Here is an 18,168-nt window from a genome sequence, read left to right on the forward strand (position 1 = left end):
GGTATGGTCGATTGAATAAGTGGGTCAAAACGATACTGTTCCTACTAGGCTCCGTCTTTCTTACACGATTCATTCCATTTTCGTCCTTGTTCCGTAACCTGGATACGATGATTCACGAATTCGGTCATGCACTAATGACACTTGTATTGTCCGGTAAAGTGCTGCGCATTGAATTGTACGCTGATCATAGTGGTGTAACTTACTCTTCCATGCTGACACCAGGCAGATCGATCCTGGTTTCTCTAGCGGGATATATCAGTGCATCATTGTTCGCCTGGCTATTGTTCTACTTATACCGCAAAGGCTTGCACATGTGGGGACTTGGGATCATGACGGCTGTCGCTCTGGTGTCGCTCCTGTTATATGTAAGAGGGGAGTTCGGCATGTTATGGCTGACCGGGTTCATCGTACTGAACGTTGTTATTATGATTTTTGGTGCCAAGATCGTGAAGTTCTATTATCTGTTACTGGCGTTTCTTACACTGGAAGAGTCAGTCGTTAGTGCGGTATACGTTGGATTTATGTCCTGGACTCAGCCTTCACGGGCAGGGGATGCAGCGAATCTCGCTCAACAGACATTCCTTCCCGCACTGTTCTGGGGAACGCTGTTTGCTCTATTTGCGCTGTGGTGTGCCAAGGGAGCACTCGGTCTCTTTTTCCGCAAAGAAGGCACTTCGCGATCGTCACGGTCTCGGGGATTACGAAGAGCGTAATGGTTATAAAGGTATACAAAGCAAAAAAAGGCACTTCCTTTCTTCATGAAAGGAGAGTGCCTTTTGCTTTTGGACGTACATCTGATATTAGAGTCTGATATTGAACACATTGAACCTAATCTCCAAGATTATCCCATAACACATAAAAGTAATAAATCTCTTCCATAATCGCCTTATCATCCTGTGCTGCAACGCCGCCCTTCATCCGAGCAAGGGTCCCCAGAATATCATAAATTGATTCACGCTCCACACTGAACTGAATGCGGTTGACGACTTTATCCCAAGCTTGCATTGCATAATTGATTTGAGACTTGGCTTCAGTCCATTGTTTTCCCTCGACTTGTTTCTCCAACATCTGTACAGATTCAAGCAAGCGATCATCTTTGCCAAAGGGCTTTTTGAGAAAGGCTCCGCTAGCCATAATCGCAACGAATACAAGAATAAGGAAGATCGGAAGCACATATAGCAGCCAGAAACGCGTTTTCATTCAACCGCCTCCTTCATGTAAAGAGTTTTAGAAAGGCCCCTCATAATCGCCCATATCGATTTTTTCGGTGATCTTATCCTTGAACAGATCTACGTACAATTTGTCATTGGGTAATATGGCGGCAAAAGCGATATCCTGTATCGTGATATTTTGCTTTTTCAGCTGTTCACTGAGCCAGTTAGTATCTTTGTTTCTTTCCTCCAGATTTTGCTTAATCAGCAGGCCATCAATGATAATCTCGGTCATCAGCTTGCTCTTGGGCGGGTGCATATGCATGTCTTTTGCGGTTACCGGTTGATTCTCCGGTTTCAAAACAACCGAAAGGCTACCGTCCGGTTCCAGAATCGCATAATCCAGCGTTGTAATATCAAATACATCCTTTTGCCGTAGCATCATGGTCAATTCATCAAATTTGACTCGCATTTTACTCAGGTTCTGTTCGAGAATTTTACCGTTCTGGATGATCAATGTGGGATCAGAGTCCATCAGTTTGGAGATGGTGCGATTTTTCAGCGTAATATACTGAAAGATGATCGTAATGATTGTGAAAATGGTCAAGGCCACAAAATGAATCCACGCCTTGGACGAGAGATCGGTTGCAAACGTACCCGCAATGGAACCAATTGTAATGCCGTTAATGTAATCAAAATACGTCAAGTTACCCATCTGCTGTTTGCCCAGCACCCTTGTGTAGATGATCAGGGTCAGAAAGGCAATAATAGACCGTACGGCAACAACCCATGTTTCTTCCATCATATATGTATCACCTTCCTTTATTTCACCATAGCTCTATAAGAGGTTGTTTAAAAAGTTAGCTTTTGAACACGTATTATATCAAGCTTTTCCTACACTGGATGATCTTATGCTTGAACGCAAAAAACCGAAACCTGGGTAAGTATCCCAAGCTTCGGTCTCTATAATTCTTTATATTAGTTGAACTGATTCATTTGCACGTGACGGAGGTCTTTCATCGGAGTGTCTGTGTAAGAAATCGTTAAACACCAGAATACGCCATAAATCCGCCATCTACCGGAATGACTGTGCCAGTGACAAAGCCGGATTGTCTTTCATCCGCAAGCCACATTAATGTGCCAAGCAGGTCTTCCGGTTTACCGAAGCGGCGCATAGGAGTATGCGCAATGATTTTACTCGAACGCTCCGTAGGTGAGCCGTCTGGTTGCAGTAATAGATTACGGTTTTGCTCGGTCAGGAAAAACCCGGGTGCAATAGCATTGACACGAATTCCGGATTCGGCCAGATGAACGGCTAGCCACTGCGTGAAGTTGTTAATCGCTGCCTTCGCAGCGCTGTAAGCTGGAACTTTCGTCATGGGCGATGGGGCGCTCATGGAAGAAATGTTTATGACAGTAGCGGGAACATCACGCTCTATCATATGTTTTGCAAAGATCTGAGTAGGGATGAGAGAACCGACAAAATTCAGATCCATCACCTGACGAAATCCCTCTACACTTACATCAAAAAATGTAGTGACATCGCTCTTTTCCAGATCTTCGAATCTGAAAATTTCATTTGTGGTGTTGGCACTGGCGTTATTGCCACCCGCGCCATTGATCAGAATATCACATGGTCCGAGCTGTTCCAACACCTCATCTGCCGCTGCTTGCACACTATCGGCCTGGGTTACGTCACAAGCAATCGCAATCGCTCTGCCACCGGCAGCTTCAATCGCAGCTACAACTTCCTGCCCCTTGGACACAGTGCGGTTCAGGATGGCTACACTTGCACCGTGCCGAGCGAGTTCTTCCGCCATGGAGCGGCATAATACTCCGGCACCTCCGGTGATTACAGCTGTTCTACCTTCAAGACGAGATGAGCGTTCATATTGGTGTTCACTCATGCTTTTGCCCTCCTTTGCAGGGAATCCCAGACACCCCAGAGATACATGATCCCCAAAGCCCGGTCATAGAGTCCATAACCAGGTCGGCACTGTTCTCCCCAGAGATGACGACCGTGGTCGGGTCTTGCATAACCTTCATAACCGATATCGTGATAAGCCTCAACAACCCCTGCAATATCAACACTTCCATCCTGACTGCGATGTGAGGTTTCGATAAAGTCGCCGTTATCGTAGATTTTTACATTACGAATGTGGGCAAATGGAATCCGATCCTTGAACTCGTGTATCATCCCGATAATGTCATTATCAGCATTCGCTCCCAAAGAGCCACTGCATAGTGTCACGCTGTTGTAAGTGCTATCATAAAGATTCAAATATTTCCGAACATTCTCCTGACTTGTAATAATCTTTGGTAATCCAAAGATTGGCCATGGCGGGTCATCCGGATGGATGGCCATTCGAATCCCCAGCCGTTCGGCTGTAGGAATAATCTCTTGCAGGAAATAACGTGCGTGCTCCCACATATGATCCTCGGTTACATCCTTGTAGGCTTCGAACAGACCTGTTAAATACTGCAATCGTTCCGGTTCCCAACCTGGCATGGTGAGTGCGGAGTTCTCCGTAATGCGTCGAACGAGTTCTAGAGGTTCTATATCTGCGAGTTTACTGTGCTCATAGAAGAGGGCCGTTGAGCCATCCTCCATTTCCTTGTGCATATCCGTGCGAAGCCAGTCGAAGATCGGCATAAAGTTGTAACAGATGACCTTCACACCCACCTGAGCCAGTTTCTCCATTGTTTTAATATAATTTGCAATGTATTTATCCCTTGATGGCAGGCCCAACTTGATATCCTCATGGATGTTCACACTCTCAACGACATCCAGATGTAACCCGGCCTTGTCCGCTGCTGTTTTGACAGCGAGTATTTTGTCCATCGGCCATTCCTCGCCAGCAGGAACATCGTGCAGTGCCCACACAATACCTTCAACACCCGGAATCTGCCGGATATGATCCAGCGTTACCGTATCATTGCCTTCGCCGAACCAGCGAAAAAGCATTCTCATCACGTTCACCTCATCATGAATAGTAGGAAGAAAAATTCAGTCATTGAAAATAGGAAGGATATGTATCCTGCAGGACAGCCAAATCGGTGACAGTTAAATGCAAATGTTCCTGCATCAGTCGCTCTGCTGTGTCGGCATCATGCTGCTGAATGGCCTTGACCATAGACCGGTGCTGTTCAATTAGGTGATCCCACTGGTGGTCCGAGGACAGGCGTAACATGCGACTTCGATTCAAATGCACATTCATCTGCTGGATAACAGTCCAGGTGTTGCTTTTGTTGCAGCCTGCAAAAAGAGTGCTATGGAATTCCTCATCCAATTGAAACATTCTTTCATCATCCGGTTTGACCCTGCATTCCTGTTGCCACGCAAGGTTCTGTTCAAGAGCTACCATATGTTCGTTCGGAAAGTTCTCGCAGGCGAGCCTGATTACGGCTCGTTCGAGCTGTTCACGCATGAACCGTGCTTCCTCAACGAGATCGACTTGAATCAGAGAGACGTATGTGCCACGCTGTGGATACACTTCCAGCAGACCTTCCTGAGCAAGCCTTACAAAACTTTCTCGAACAGGTGTCCGGCTGACCTGGAACTCAAGCGAAATTTCCTTCTCGGAAATAGCTGTTCCCGGAGGCATTTTTAGACTCAAAATGAGTTGTTTCAGCGTGAAGTAAACGACATCTCGCGTTGAGTAAGATGGCTTATTATTCATGGAAGACATACTGCTCGCAACAGGCAACAAACCGGCTTTGGATGATAACTTTGGGGTATATTCCACAACTTCAACTCCTTCATTGATATACTACCATACTTGTATGGTAGTATGGAAGCGCTTTATCCGCATTATATTAAATTTAGTTGAAGGTTCACTTGCAGTTCAAGTGATTGAAGAGTACAATTCAGTTATTAGGTTTGAATGTTTAAACCAACAGACATCAAATAGAGAAAATATACGTAGAATAATGAAGAAGAAATAGTATAGAGGTGAAATCATGGGACAAAAAGCAATTAGCGTTTTTCAAACCTGTATTCCGTTATTTCAGGTGTTAAGTGACAACCATCGTCAATCCATTTTGCTGACACTCACCGAGAATGGCAGAATGACAGTGAATGAAATTACCGAACAGTCCAGCCTATCCCGACCAGCCATATCTCATCATCTCAAGCTGTTGTTAGAGAAGGGGCTAATATCTGTGGAACAGAAGGGCACACAGCGATATTATTCGGCTTCATTGAATGCATCGGTGGAACTGCTGAAGGAATTGGTAGCTGCTTTGGAAGAAGAGTGTCTGTAGATTAATAGTGATAAAACATGCTTTTGCATGTGCCTTATAGGTTCGTAAGTTTAAACGCTTAATCAATAATAAATAGAGGAGTATGTATATATGACAACAACTATACAGGAAGTAACCAGTCAGGAAGTTGAACAGATTTTGGAGCAGCAACGAAAGTTTTTTCGTTCCGGGGCCACACGATCGGCAGAAGCTCGAATTTCACGTTTGACCCAACTCAAGCAGGCCATTCAAAAGTACGAATCCAGACTGACTGAAGCTCTCTATCAGGATTTGGGCAAAAGTGAGTTCGAATCCTACACAACCGAGATCGGATTTATGATGGACAGCATCACACACACCATTCGTAAAGTGAATAAATGGGTGAAGCCCGTTAAAGTAAAAACGCAGATGGCTCTCCTTGGTTCGAAAAGTTATATCATACCCGAACCCTACGGGGCGGTTCTGATTATCGGACCGTTTAATTATCCTTTTCAACTCTTAATCGAACCATTGGTAGGTGCGATTGCAGCAGGTAACACAGCCGTGCTCAAAGCATCAGAGAATACACCTGCGGTGTCGGCTGTTGTACGTGAGATGATTGCGAGCGTGTTCGAACCGGCTTACGTACAAGTGCTTGACGGTGCAAAAGACACAACGACAGCGCTGATTAACGCGCCATTCGACTATATCTTTTTTACAGGCAGTGTACCGGTAGGCAAGATTGTAATGGAGGCAGCTGCCAAAAATCTCGTTCCCGTTACGTTGGAACTGGGCGGTAAGAGTCCGGTCATTGTTGATGAACAGGCGGATATCAAAGTTGCCGCGGAGCGCATTATATGGGGCAAGCTGCTCAATACAGGACAGACCTGTATCGCACCCGATTATTTGCTCGTGCATGAGCGCGTGAAGGAACCGTTAATTACGGAGATGAAAGCAGCGATTGTATCCTTCTTTGGTTCGGATATTCAGCACAACAAGGACTATGGGCGAATCGTGAACAAGGGACATTTTAAACGTCTGACGACTTTGATTGAGCGGGATCAGGCCAAAGTGATATATGGGGGAGCTTCGGATGAGGAAGATCGCTTCATTGAACCTACTTTAATTGATGCGGAGTCCTGGGATGCAGCAACGATGGAAGATGAGATTTTTGGACCCATTCTGCCAATCATTAGCTACCGTAACATTGATGAAGCCATTGTAGAAATCGTAAAGCGGCCGAAACCACTCGCCTTGTATCTGTTTACTTCCGACACCCGGGTTCAGGACAAAGTGCTGCGCGAAGTTTCTTTTGGAGGCGGCTGCATTAACGATACCATCACGCATGTAGCGAATCCACGTCTGCCGTTTGGCGGTGTTGGTCATTCCGGTGTTGGCTCGTATCATGGGCAGTACAGCTTCGAAACCTTCTCTCATCTCAAAAGTGTACTGAAAAAAAGCACCAAATTGAATCTGCCGATTCTGTATCCACCGTATGATAACAAGCTGAAGCTGATTAAGCGTTTGTTGAAATAAATAAGAAAGACAAAAATCCTGCTACTGGACCTTATTCCAGAGCAGGCTGTTCCTGTCGGTAACGGGAGGGTGACATGCCGGACCAGCGCTTGAATTGACGACTGAAATGGGCAATATCCTTATAACCGAGCATGACGGCAATATTCTGAACGGACAGCTTCGGATTGCCCAGAAGAAGCTTCGCTTCATGCAAAACCAATTGGGACAATACAGCACGTGGAGACTGACCAAACACCTGCTTGAACACGCGATTACAGTGAGAAGAACTGATGCCCAGCTCTGCTGCAATATCATCAATGCCATAGTGACCGTTGGACTCGTGTCCCTGTTTGAATTGCTGACTCATCAGGCCTTGCAATCGATTACGAATCTGGTGGGCGAGTTCAATCTTCTCGTGTCCGTCGGTAAACCATTGTGCTGCCTCTTGCGAGACCGCCTCCCACAGATGGCCAAATAGTTCAAATACCGCAGATTGCAGCTGCATACGCTGTACCATCGTATTGGCTGTTTCATCATCCGCAGATGACATCAATTTGCGCAAAACCGGCTCAATCTGCTGTGTAACCGGACTATCCGCACTGAATCGCACTTGTTTGATGCGTGCCAGCAACGATAGGAACAACTGATCATCAATGTCAAAATGCATGCAAAAATATGTGAATCCCTTGTCGTTATGGCTCTGGCTGGAATGAATGCTTCCCGGAGGAATCAGGAGTAGTTCGCCAGCCTTTTGAATGTATAGGGTACCATTCACCATCATGCGTTGCTCGCCTTCCGTGACATAATTCAATTCATATTGAGGGTGCTCATGCGCCGGATAATCCCAGTCCATACCCACACTTCGTAAATGAATGGCGAACAGATTAACCGTTGTTTGCACATCTGGATAAAAAACTTCATGGACACTTTCTCCCAAAGTAGGAGGCAAGTACGTTGAAGACATGGAAGATTCCTCCCTTTATAGAGGTTGTTCAAAAAAAGAGCTTTTGATTACGTAGGATGCCTAGTGGCATCATCAGCATCGAATATGGCATTCAGTCGAAATGTCCGTTGCTCACGTAGCTCTATCTACGCTCCGCTACTCCATTTCTAGCTTCATCCCATCTTCTTGGTACTGAAAACCACTCTTTTTGAACTCGAATTTATATCAAACAGAATGCTTTTGTGTAACCGCTTTAATCCATTATAGTCTATCAGCTTGATTTGGGTAAATATCCGATTGATTTGATCATGGTCTGAGGTGGAACCACGTGTTAGGATGGGGCTAATGAAAACGTATGCAAACCATTCTGAGAGGGGTTATGATTCGTGAGCACATCCAAATCCATCTTTTATAATGCACATCACGCACCGATTGGTGCTTTTGCGAGTTTTACACTGGGTTACAAAGGAGCCAAAGGTGGGCTGGGTCTTGAACTCGGCAAGCCGGCAGACCAGAATGTATATATTGGATTACAATCTCGCGATGGCGATTATTATCAGGCGCTTCCTTTTTATGAAGCTTCCGAGGATGAGAGCAGCCGCTATGATGTAGAAAAGTTGGAGAATGGGGACACGGCGTCGACAACAGCGTCCAAAGTTCCACAACCTCTCATTACGGCTTTTCGCGATGAAGATATTACCCGTGAACTCACCTCAGGTACGGATACATGGACTGCTGGAGATCTGACGTTCCGTATCTACTCGCCTGTTCGTCCAGTACCTGATCCAACGAATGGGGATCGTGAAGAATTAATGGATGCACTCGTACCTGCCGTATTGGTTGAGATGACGATTGACAATACGCAAGGTCAACAACCACGCAAAGCCTACTTTGGCTATCAGGGCAATGATCCGTACTCTGCGATGCGTCTGATTGGGGGACCGGAAGGTGGCTCCATCACAGGTGTGGGACAAGGTCGACTTACAGCAATTATGTCAGCAGATGACGGACTGTGGCCCGCACGCGGATTTACGTTGGAGAAACTCTTGCAAGAGAAACATCGGGAGAATTTGGCATTTGGACTTGGCTCAACCGCTGCACTACTGATGGAGGTGCCGGCTGGAGAGAAACGTACGTATCAATTCGCAGTATGTTTCTATCGCGGAGGCATTGTGACGACCGGAATGGACACAACGTATTGGTATACGCGCTATTTCTCCGATATTCAGGCAGCAGGAGAGTATGCACTACAACGCTTCAGTGAGTTGACCGCATCCTGTGGAGAGGTTGAACAGCGCCTTGGATCGGCTGCTTTGACCGAAGATCAATCATTCATGCTGGCTCATTCCATTCACAGCTATTATGCCAGTACTCAACTGCTGGATGCCGATGGTGAGCCACTCTGGGTGGTGAACGAAGGGGAGTATCGGATGATGAACACACTTGATCTGACAGCTGATCAGTTGTACTTCGAGCTTGCCTTGAATCCATGGACGGTACGTAATGAGCTGGAGTGGTTTGTGAAACGATACAGTTATACGGATCAGGTTCGTTTCCCGGGGGAAGAGAAGTTATATCCGGGCGGAATTACCTTTACCCATGATATTGGTGTAGCCAATGTGTTCTCACGCCCTGGACACTCGGCATATGAACTGGTTGGCATTGACGACTGCTTCTCACAGATGAGTCACGAAGAACTGGTGAACTGGCTCTGCTGCGCGACAGTATACATTGAACAGACACAGGATCAAGCTTTTGTGAAAAACATGTTGCCTGTTATCCAGGATTGCTTCGAAAGTATGCTTAATCGTGACCATCCTAACGCTGAGCAGCGTAACGGCCTGATGGGTCTGGATAGCAGCCGTACTCAAGGTGGAGCGGAGATTACAACTTACGACAGCCTGGATGTGTCACTTGGTCAGTCTCGCAATAATATCTATCTGGCGGGTAAATGTTGGGCGGTCTATGTTGCATTGGAGAAGTTGTTCGCAACTGAGAAGTTGGCCGATCTGTCACATCAAGCAGGGCTTCAAGCGGATCGCTGCGCTGCCAGTATTGCTGCACAGTTGACTGATGGCGGCTACATTCCTGCTGTAATTGCAGAAAATAATGATTCTCGAATCATTCCGGCGATTGAAGGTTTGGTGTTCCCGTACTTTACAGGCTGTGAAGCAGCACTGGATGTCAATGGTCGTTTTGGACCTTATCTGAAAGCTCTCCAAACTCATCTGAAAACGGTTCTTGTACCGGGAACATGCCTGTTCGAAGATGGAGGATGGAAACTGTCCTCAACAAGCAATAACTCGTGGTTAAGCAAAATCTATTTGTCCCAGTTTATCGCTAGAGAGCTGCTGGATGTGGAATGGGATGAGACAGGCAAGGCAGCAGACGCGGCTCATGTCAACTGGCTGCTGCATCCGGAAGAATCCTACTGGTGCTGGAGCGACCAGATCCTGTCTGGTGTAGCGGTTGGCAGCAAGTACTATCCGCGTGGTGTAACGTCGATTCTATGGCTACTCGAAGGAAAAGGGAATCGCCTTGCGCAGATCTATGCCAGTAAGGAGGCGGTACAATGAACCAATCCGTCGTTCAAACTGCCTTGTCAGGTCCACAGTATGATGCGTGGCTGGGGTATCACTCTGAATTGCCAGGAGCGAATGGACTTGCCCAAAAGACGGCTCCTGCGTGGAGCAAGCTGATACTCGCGGAAGAGAACCATGGAGTAATCACAACAGCTCTGACCGAACTTTCACGAGGACTGGAGAAGTTGTATGGCGTGAAACCGTCGGTCAGTCATCTGTCTGATACTCAGCAAAGTGAGCGGGACAATAACGCTTCCGCTCCCGCGATACGAATCGGTACTTGGACAGGAAGCAATTCGGTGGCTGGTTCGTTCAGTGAGAAAGAGCGTTCAACTGTTAAAGGAGAAGGGTACATCATTCGTGAGAACGAGACCGAGGGTGTACTGGTCATTGGTTCAGAGACCCCCCAAGGTGTGCTGTATGGTACATTTCATCTGCTTCGGGAACTGACAATGGATCAAGGAAGTGCAAGTAAGGCGGATGACGCTGTGAGTAAGTGGAGCTTCATTACAGAGCAGCCTACCAATGCACTGCGAATGATTAATCAGTGGGATAACGTGGACGGCAGCATTGAACGTGGTTACGCAGGAGAATCCATTTTCTATGATAACGGGGAATTTACGCTGGACTTGGGACGTATCCGGGATTACGCACGATTACTCGCTTCCACGGGAATCAATGCCATATCGATCAACAACGTCAATGTACACCGCCGTGAGAGTCTGTTTCTGACCGAACGTTATCTTAGTGATGTGGCGAAAGTTGCCGCTGAATTCAGAGCATATGGCATTCGATTGTTCCTGAGCGCCAACTACGCAAGTCCAATTGAGATTGGTGGATTAAGTACGGCTGATCCGCTGGATGCGCAGGTACGGGAATGGTGGAACATTCAAACGGCCAAGGTGTACGCAGCGATTCCGGATTTTGGTGGTTACCTGATCAAGGCAGACTCCGAGAATCGTCCGGGACCGTTCACGTATAACCGTGATCATGCCGATGGTGCGAACATGCTGGCTGAAGCCCTTCGGCCATTCGGTGGATTGGTCATCTGGCGTTGCTTCGTCTATAACTGCAAGCAGGACTGGCGGGATCGTTCCACTGACCGTGCGCGGGCAGCCTATGACCACTTTACGCCGCTGGACGGGCGTTTTGCCGAAAATGTCATTTTGCAGATCAAAAACGGGCCGATGGACTTTCAGGTGAGAGAGGCGGTATCCCCGCTGTTCGGCGCCATGGAAAATACAAATCAGGTGATTGAATTTCAAATTACACAGGAGTATACCGGGCAACAACGTCATCTCTGTTATCTGGTTCCCCAGTGGAAAGAAGTATTGGACTTTGACACATACGCCAAAGGCGAAGGTTCAGAGATCAAGCGAATCGCGGACGGTTCTCTGTATAAACGACCATACAGTGGCTTCGCCGCAGTATCCAATATTGGTGCAGATGCCTGTTGGACAGGACATCCACTCGCGCAGGCGAATCTATATGGATACGGAAGACTTGCGTGGAACCCGGAGCTGTCCGCGGAAGAGATTGCCGATGAGTGGGTGAGACTCACATTTGGACATGAAGACGAAGTTGTGCGGCAGGTTACGGGCATGCTTTTGACTTCACTAGATATCTATGAGAATTATACGGCGCCTCTCGGTGTGGGTTGGATGGTTAACCCGGAACATCATTACGGGCCGAATGTAGATGGATACGAGTATTCCAAATGGGGAACGTATCACTTTGCCGATTGTCATGGCATTGGTGTAGATCGAACCGTGAACAGCGGCACAGGATACACTTCACAGTATCACCCTGAGAATGCTGATCGTTATGAGTCCGTAGACACCTGTCCGGATGAGCTGATCTTGTTTTTCCATCACGTGCCGTACACCCATGTTCTGCATTCGGGTAAAACGGTCATTCAGCATATTTATGATACACACTTTGAAGGTGTTGTGCAGGCAGAGGCTTTAGCCGAGACATGGAGACAGCTGGAGGGCAAAATCGACCCGGTCATTTTCAGCAAAGTTGCTTCATTACAGGACAACCAGGCCGAACATGCGAAGGAATGGCGGGACATGATCAATACGTACTTCTATCGGAAGAGCGGCATTGCGGATGAACAAGGTCGAACAATCTATTGAGTGGAATTACGGATGCAGATGAACTTGGCAATTAGGAAGGAAGAAAGAAAGAAGATACCTTATTTTCTTTGATGTAGAATAGACAGCATGGACATACATGAGGAGGAGAACCGTATGCGACAACATCAACTGCCCGAGACCATGAAAGCTGCTGTCATGACAGAGCCAGGACACATCATTATTCAGGAACAACCCGTCCCGCAACCGGCAGCGGATGAAGTGTTAATCCAGGTGATGGCTGTTGGGGTGTGTGGCTCGGATGTGCATTATTTTGAACATGGGCGCATTGGCAGATTTGTAGTGGAGAAACCGATCATTCTGGGTCATGAGTGTGCGGGGATCATTGCTGCTGTTGGCTCGAACGTATCACGTCTCAAAACAGGCGATCGGGTTGCTATTGAGCCTGGGGTGACTTGCGGACGTTGCACGGCATGCAAAGAAGGTCGTTATAACCTGTGTCCGGATGTACAATTTCTAGCGACCCCTCCGGTGGATGGGGCATTTGTACAATACATGGTTATGCGTGAAGATATGGTATTCCCGATCCCGGATCATCTGTCTTATGAGGAAGCAGCTATGAACGAGCCATTCTCTGTTGGTATTCACGCTGCACGCCGCAGCAAACTGGCTCCGGGTACAACCCTGGCGATTATGGGCATGGGTCCCGTTGGACTCATGGCTGTGGCTGCTGCCAAATCTTTCGGTGTAGAAAAGATCATTGTAACGGATCTGGAGGAAGTTAGACTGGAAGCCGCTCGCCGCATGGGTGCCACGCATACCATTAATGTGCGGAATGAAGATGCGCTGGCTGTGATTCGCGAGTTAACAAATGGTGTGGGTGTCGATACCGCATGGGAAACAGCGGGGAATCCGAAGGCGCTACAATCCGCTCTGTATTCACTTCGACGTGGAGGGAAACTTGCGATTGTGGGCCTGCCTGCACAGGACGAGATCGCACTTAATGTTCCATTTATTGCGGACAATGAAGTTGATATCTATGGCATATTCCGTTATGCCAATACGTATCCGGCAGGAATTGAATTTCTGAGCTCCGGTCAGCATGACGTCATGTCCCTGATTACAGATCGTTATTCACTCGAAGAGACACAGCAAGCGATGGAGCGCGCATTACACAATAAAAGCGGCAGTCTGAAGGTCATGGTATATCCGAACGGTATGTAAGAACAACCTGGAAAGAGTCCTGCGGTTCAGGACTCTTTTTTGTTTTTTTTTGCGAAAAGTATGGGTCAAGCTCCCATAACATGGTATAATTCATGAAGATTTTAATATATAAATGGATACACACCATATTGGTGAATAAGTACTTAGCGAAAGGAACTGAAGGTTGTGAGAGTACATGAATTTATGATACACGCTGATTTTCATCGGGATGATCTGATGTCGGTATCTTCTCAAGCGTCACGTTTTTCCTCGGATATTATTTTGTCGTATATGGAGTCTGAGCATGAGCATCGTGTAGATGTCAAAAGCCTGCTTGGAATGGCGTTACTACCCATTCGATATGGTAGTGTTGTCAGATTACAGACAAGAGGCAGGGATGAACTGGAGGCTTTGGAGTACATGTTGAATGTACTGGAGAAAGGGACGGCGTGACACCTGATTAGGTGCAAAATCACATATATCATAATTTTTTTAGCTATTCCTCAAATCCTGCTGGTACTTTGTCCAAAAAAAGAGTATAATAAAATTTAGTTTGATTCTAAAGAAGTACCCATATTAAAGGAGTGTAAATAGATTATGCCAAAAGTTGACATCCATCCAAAGACACAACTCGTAATTTTTTACGATGCAAGTGCTGATTTCAAATTCCTGAGTTCTTCCACGAAGTTCTCTAACGAAACTATGGAATGGGAAGACGGTAACTCTTACCCAGTAATCCGTGTGGACACTAGTTCCGCATCCCACCCGTTCTTCACTGGTAAACAAAGAAACGTGGATATCGGTGGCCGTGTTGATAAATTTAACCGTAAATACAACATCAACAAATAAGTTTGTCCATACATTACAAAAAACCTCGGGATTTGTCCAGAGGTTTTTTTGTGTACATTAAAAATTAATTCAACCAATTATTGCGCTTACAACACATTCGGATGTACACTAGGAAACAGAGTACGAACATATTGGAGGAGGAAATAGAGATGAGCAGCATCACACATATGGTAACGTTTACACTTTACGCGGGTAAAGATACACCGGAGGCCGAAGCTTTTTTGAAGGAAAGTTCGGATGCACTGGCTGTCATTCCTGGGGTAGAGCAATTTCAGGTTCTGAAACAGGTAAGTGAGAAGAATGAGTTTGACTACAGTTTCTCAATGGTCTTTGCGGATCAGGCTGCGTATGTTGCATACAACAATCACCCGGTTCACCGTCAATATGTAGAAGAGCGTTGGGAAAAGGAAGTCAGTCGCTTCCAGGAAATTGATCTTATTCAACATCATAATTAATAGTCTCCACATATAGGAAAAAAGTTGAACTACCATATACAGCATTGAACAATGCTGTATATCTCTTTGAATATCGCGTAATTAATGAACAAAAATAACATATTCCGAAATCGTTTTCGACTATTTCGAGCAAATGAATTTAAGGAGGTTTTCGCTGTTATGCAATTGGATCTCTCAGGAAAAACGGCTCTGGTTACAGGCGCAACCGGACAACTGGGGAGAGTCATCGCCCGCACGTTGGCAGCCTGTGGCGCCAATCTGGCTCTACATTACATAAATAATGATACCAAGGCTCGGGAGCTTCAAGATGAGATTGAAGCACTCGGTCGTAAGGCTGTAATTGTACAGGGGGATATTACAAAGCAGGATACAGCATTTCGGATGCGTGATGAGATTCAGTCTGTCCTCGGCGGAGTGGATATCGTTGTTGCCAATGCGGTCATTCAATATGAATGGACGACGGTGTTGGAACAGTCTCCTGAAGATTACTTGAGTCAGTTCGAATCCTGTGTCATGCAGAGTGTGTATCTTGCCAAAGCTTTCATTCCACATATGCAAAATAGCAGAGCCGGTCGCTTCATTGGTATCAATACGGAATGTGCAATGCAAAACTTCGCTCACCAATCGGCCTACACCGCTGGTAAGCGTGGAATGGATGGCGTATATCGCGTACTTGCCAAGGAGGTTGGTGAGTATCAGATTACCGTAAACCAGGTTGCACCTGGATGGACAATTAGTGAACGTGATCGGTCCAGTGAGCCTGGACATGATGAGGCATATACGCGTACCGTGCCGCTGAAGCGCAGGGGTGAAGATCAGGAAATTGCCAATGCGGTAGCTTTTCTCGCTTCGGATCTGTCCTCATTTATCACAGGTGCCTATATCCCGGTAAGTGGTGGCAATGTGATGCCTGCTATCTAGTGTCTGATTTGGATTCGGGAATCTACATGAAATAACAATAAACCTAGTTTAACCGTAATCCGTTTGTCATTCGACAAGCGGATTTTTTGGCATTTTGCTAACAATGAAATAACGTTTCAAGGGGCGGTTTTTTGTTTCATATATCCAGACATACATATGAGTTGGTTCGGTTTTCGAAAGATTGGGGTATAAGAATAGGTATATTAACAGAGTGGAAACATAATCAAAATGAGCAATTAAAGGAGACCCATCTATCATGAAAAAAACAGTAGCGGATGTTCTGGTTGAATCCTTATTGAACGCTGGCATCAAACGCATATATGGCATTGTTGGAGACTCCTTGAATGCGGTACTAGACTCCATTCGTCGTTCGGGCAAGATCGAGTGGATTCATGTACGTCATGAAGAAGTAGCTGCATTTGCTGCTGGGGCGGACGCCGAGGTCAGTGGAAGTATCGCTGTCTGCGCAGGTAGCAGCGGTCCTGGTAATATGCATCTGATTAACGGTCTGTACGACTGTCATCGCAATCGTGTTCCTGTACTCGCTATCGCTGCACATATCCCAAGTGACGAGATTGGTAGTGAATATTTTCAGGCGACGCATCCGGAGTATCTGTTCCAGGAATGTAGTGATTATTGTGAAGTCATTACAACAGCAAAACAGATGCCGCGTTCTCTGACGATGGCCATTCAGACAGCAGTCGCACGTTCAGGTGTGTCCGTCGTTGTATTGCCGGGGGATGTAGCAGGACTTGAAGCAGCGGATCTTCCTGTGCCTGAGCATGTGTATCATGCAACCAACCCCGTTGTACATCCTTCTGAGTCTGAACTCGTGAAACTGGCGGAGTATCTGAATCAAGGCAAAAAAATTACGTTATTGTGCGGTGCAGGCTGCGCGGGCGCTCGGGAACCCCTTATGCAGCTCTGTGATCGCTTGAAATCCCCGATGGTTATTGCGCTACGAGGCAAGGAATATTTAGAGTATGACAACCCCTATTCCGTGGGGCTTACGGGTCTAATTGGGTATTCATCCGGTTATCATGCCATGATGGACTGTGATGTATTATTGATGCTCGGAACGGATTTCCCATATCGTCAATTCTATCCCGAAGATGCGAAAGTCCTTCAGGTCGATATTCAATCTTCCCATCTCGGTCGGCGTACGAAGCTGGATTACGGCGTATGTGGGGATGTGAAAGCGACCATTGAAACTTTGCTTCCTTATCTGACAGAAGAACACAGTGACAAACATCTGCGTAAAAGTGTGGATCGTTACGTGAAAGTGCGCAAGGATCTGGACGAGCTGGCCGTTGGAAAACCGGGTAAAAAGCCCATCCATCCGCAGTACCTGACCAAGGTTATTAGTGATGCCGCAGCTGAAAATGCCATCTTCACCTGTGATGTCGGTACTCCGACAGTATGGGCGGCCCGTTATATCGAGATGAGCCGCAACCGCAGGCTGCTCGGTTCATTCAGTCATGGTACGATGGCAAACGCTTTGCCACAGGCAATTGGTGCTCAGGTCGCTGATCCGGGCAGACAAGTCATCTCGTTGTCGGGTGATGGTGGTATTACGATGCTGATGGGTGATCTGTTGACACTGAAACAGCATAATCTGCCGATCAAAGTTGTGGTGTTTAATAATGGAGCACTCGGTTTTGTTGAGCTGGAGATGAAAGCTGCCGGATTCCTGGAATCGGGAACAGAGCTTGTCAATCCCAACTTTGCGATGGTTGCTCAAGCCATGGGCATGGAAGGTATTCGGGTTGAAGATCCGGGTGAACTTGAAGGAGCTGTGCAGCGTGCGCTTCAGCATGATGGTCCTGTACTGATTGATGTGGTGGTGAACCGTCAGGAATTGTCTTTACCACCGAAGATTGATATCAAACAGGCGGAAGGATTCACGTTATGGATGATGAAAGCCGTGCTGAATGGACGCGGGGACGAAATTATTGAATTGGCAAAGACCAATTTGCTAAGATAGCCGTCTCGATAAAGCGGAAATGCACCGTGTGAAGTTGTAGAGATACCGACTTTAAAAGTATTGTATATGTAAAAGAGGAGCATGCAACAAGACATTATTGTTGCGTGCTCCTTCAATTGAAATGCTGAAAATGTGGTAGGTGATATAGTATGAATGCATATTATATGATTTGTTTTTATGTCGAAAGTCTATTAGAATAGGTAAAGTCAGGAAGGTTTTATGCCATTTTTGACCTACATATTGCATCA

The 18,168-nt window shown here is 46.5% G+C and carries 17 protein-coding genes; 11 read left to right on the top strand and 6 right to left on the bottom strand.

Going from position 1 to position 18,168, the window contains the following annotated elements; all coding sequences use genetic code 11:
* The first annotated feature begins 11 nt into the window (after positions 1-11).
* Positions 12-713, top strand: coding sequence for a M50 family metallopeptidase (locus MKX68_RS24605; protein ID WP_340914372.1), 702 nt, complete (start codon positions 12-14; stop codon positions 711-713).
* 115 nt (positions 714-828) lie between these two features.
* On the opposite strand, the gene MKX68_RS24610 is transcribed toward MKX68_RS24605, so the two are convergent.
* From MKX68_RS24610 to MKX68_RS24630, 5 genes are all read right to left on the bottom strand, one after another.
* On the bottom strand, positions 829-1,200 hold the full coding sequence (locus tag MKX68_RS24610) for a DUF4363 family protein (protein WP_340914373.1): 372 nt from the start codon (positions 1,198-1,200) through the stop codon (positions 829-831).
* Positions 1,201-1,227: 27 nt separating this feature from the next.
* Positions 1,228-1,953: a DUF421 domain-containing protein gene (locus MKX68_RS24615; protein ID WP_076318141.1), complete on the bottom strand. Its 726-nt coding sequence runs from the start codon at positions 1,951-1,953 to the stop codon at positions 1,228-1,230.
* A gap of 241 nt (positions 1,954-2,194) precedes the next feature.
* Entirely contained in the window at positions 2,195-3,058 is an 864-nt protein-coding gene (locus MKX68_RS24620; RefSeq protein ID WP_340914375.1) for an SDR family oxidoreductase, read from the bottom strand.
* Entirely contained in the window at positions 3,055-4,122 is a 1,068-nt protein-coding gene (gene uxuA, locus MKX68_RS24625; protein ID WP_340914376.1) for a mannonate dehydratase, read from the bottom strand. The genes MKX68_RS24620 and uxuA overlap by 4 nt, the downstream gene beginning before the upstream one ends.
* A 40-nt stretch (positions 4,123-4,162) precedes the next feature.
* The gene (locus tag MKX68_RS24630; protein ID WP_340915497.1) at positions 4,163-4,840 is read right to left on the bottom strand and encodes a GntR family transcriptional regulator; all 678 of its coding nucleotides are present in this window, start codon (positions 4,838-4,840) and stop codon (positions 4,163-4,165) included.
* 271 nt (positions 4,841-5,111) lie between these two features.
* On the opposite strand from MKX68_RS24630, the gene MKX68_RS24635 reads away from it, so the two are divergent.
* Both MKX68_RS24635 and MKX68_RS24640 read left to right on the top strand, forming a co-directional pair.
* The gene (locus MKX68_RS24635) at positions 5,112-5,414 is read left to right on the top strand and encodes an ArsR/SmtB family transcription factor (RefSeq protein WP_340914377.1); all 303 of its coding nucleotides are present in this window, start codon (positions 5,112-5,114) and stop codon (positions 5,412-5,414) included.
* 90 nt (positions 5,415-5,504) lie between these two features.
* The gene (locus MKX68_RS24640) at positions 5,505-6,908 is read left to right on the top strand and encodes an aldehyde dehydrogenase (RefSeq protein WP_340914378.1); all 1,404 of its coding nucleotides are present in this window, start codon (positions 5,505-5,507) and stop codon (positions 6,906-6,908) included.
* 31 nt (positions 6,909-6,939) lie between these two features.
* Here MKX68_RS24640 and MKX68_RS24645 read toward each other — a convergent pair whose 3' ends face one another.
* A complete protein-coding gene (locus MKX68_RS24645) occupies positions 6,940-7,851 on the bottom strand; it encodes an AraC family transcriptional regulator (protein ID WP_340914380.1) in 912 nt (303 codons plus the stop codon).
* A gap of 365 nt (positions 7,852-8,216) precedes the next feature.
* Between MKX68_RS24645 and MKX68_RS24650 the strand changes: the two genes are divergently transcribed.
* The 8 genes from MKX68_RS24650 (at position 8,217) to poxB (ending at position 17,920) form a co-directional block, all read left to right on the top strand.
* Positions 8,217-10,406 carry a glycoside hydrolase family 52 protein gene (locus tag MKX68_RS24650; protein ID WP_340914381.1) on the top strand — a complete coding sequence of 730 codons (2,190 nt, stop codon included), beginning with the start codon at positions 8,217-8,219 and terminating at the stop codon, positions 10,404-10,406.
* Positions 10,403-12,550 (top strand): alpha-glucuronidase family glycosyl hydrolase, encoded by a 2,148-nt coding sequence (locus MKX68_RS24655; protein WP_340914382.1) that lies wholly within the window; start codon positions 10,403-10,405, stop codon positions 12,548-12,550. Before MKX68_RS24650 ends, MKX68_RS24655 begins: the two co-directional genes overlap by 4 nt.
* Positions 12,551-12,664: 114 nt before the next feature.
* On the top strand, positions 12,665-13,732 hold the full coding sequence (locus MKX68_RS24660) for an NAD(P)-dependent alcohol dehydrogenase (protein ID WP_340914383.1): 1,068 nt from the start codon (positions 12,665-12,667) through the stop codon (positions 13,730-13,732).
* A gap of 165 nt (positions 13,733-13,897) precedes the next feature.
* On the top strand, positions 13,898-14,164 hold the full coding sequence (locus MKX68_RS24665) for an HPr family phosphocarrier protein (RefSeq protein WP_026081056.1): 267 nt from the start codon (positions 13,898-13,900) through the stop codon (positions 14,162-14,164).
* A 144-nt stretch (positions 14,165-14,308) separates the two neighbouring features.
* Positions 14,309-14,560, top strand: coding sequence for a type B 50S ribosomal protein L31 (locus MKX68_RS24670; protein WP_062834756.1), 252 nt, complete (start codon positions 14,309-14,311; stop codon positions 14,558-14,560).
* A 149-nt stretch (positions 14,561-14,709) separates the two neighbouring features.
* The gene (locus tag MKX68_RS24675) at positions 14,710-15,015 is read left to right on the top strand and encodes a Dabb family protein (RefSeq protein ID WP_340914387.1); all 306 of its coding nucleotides are present in this window, start codon (positions 14,710-14,712) and stop codon (positions 15,013-15,015) included.
* Between the two features lie 159 nt (positions 15,016-15,174).
* Positions 15,175-15,936 carry an SDR family NAD(P)-dependent oxidoreductase gene (locus MKX68_RS24680; protein WP_340914388.1) on the top strand — a complete coding sequence of 254 codons (762 nt, stop codon included), beginning with the start codon at positions 15,175-15,177 and terminating at the stop codon, positions 15,934-15,936.
* A 256-nt stretch (positions 15,937-16,192) separates the two neighbouring features.
* A complete protein-coding gene (gene poxB, locus MKX68_RS24685; RefSeq protein WP_340914389.1) occupies positions 16,193-17,920 on the top strand; it encodes a ubiquinone-dependent pyruvate dehydrogenase in 1,728 nt (575 codons plus the stop codon).
* The last annotated feature ends 248 nt before the right edge of the window (positions 17,921-18,168 follow it).

Source organism: Paenibacillus sp. FSL M8-0212 (assembly GCF_038004645.1).
Classification (GTDB): domain Bacteria; phylum Bacillota; class Bacilli; order Paenibacillales; family Paenibacillaceae; genus Paenibacillus.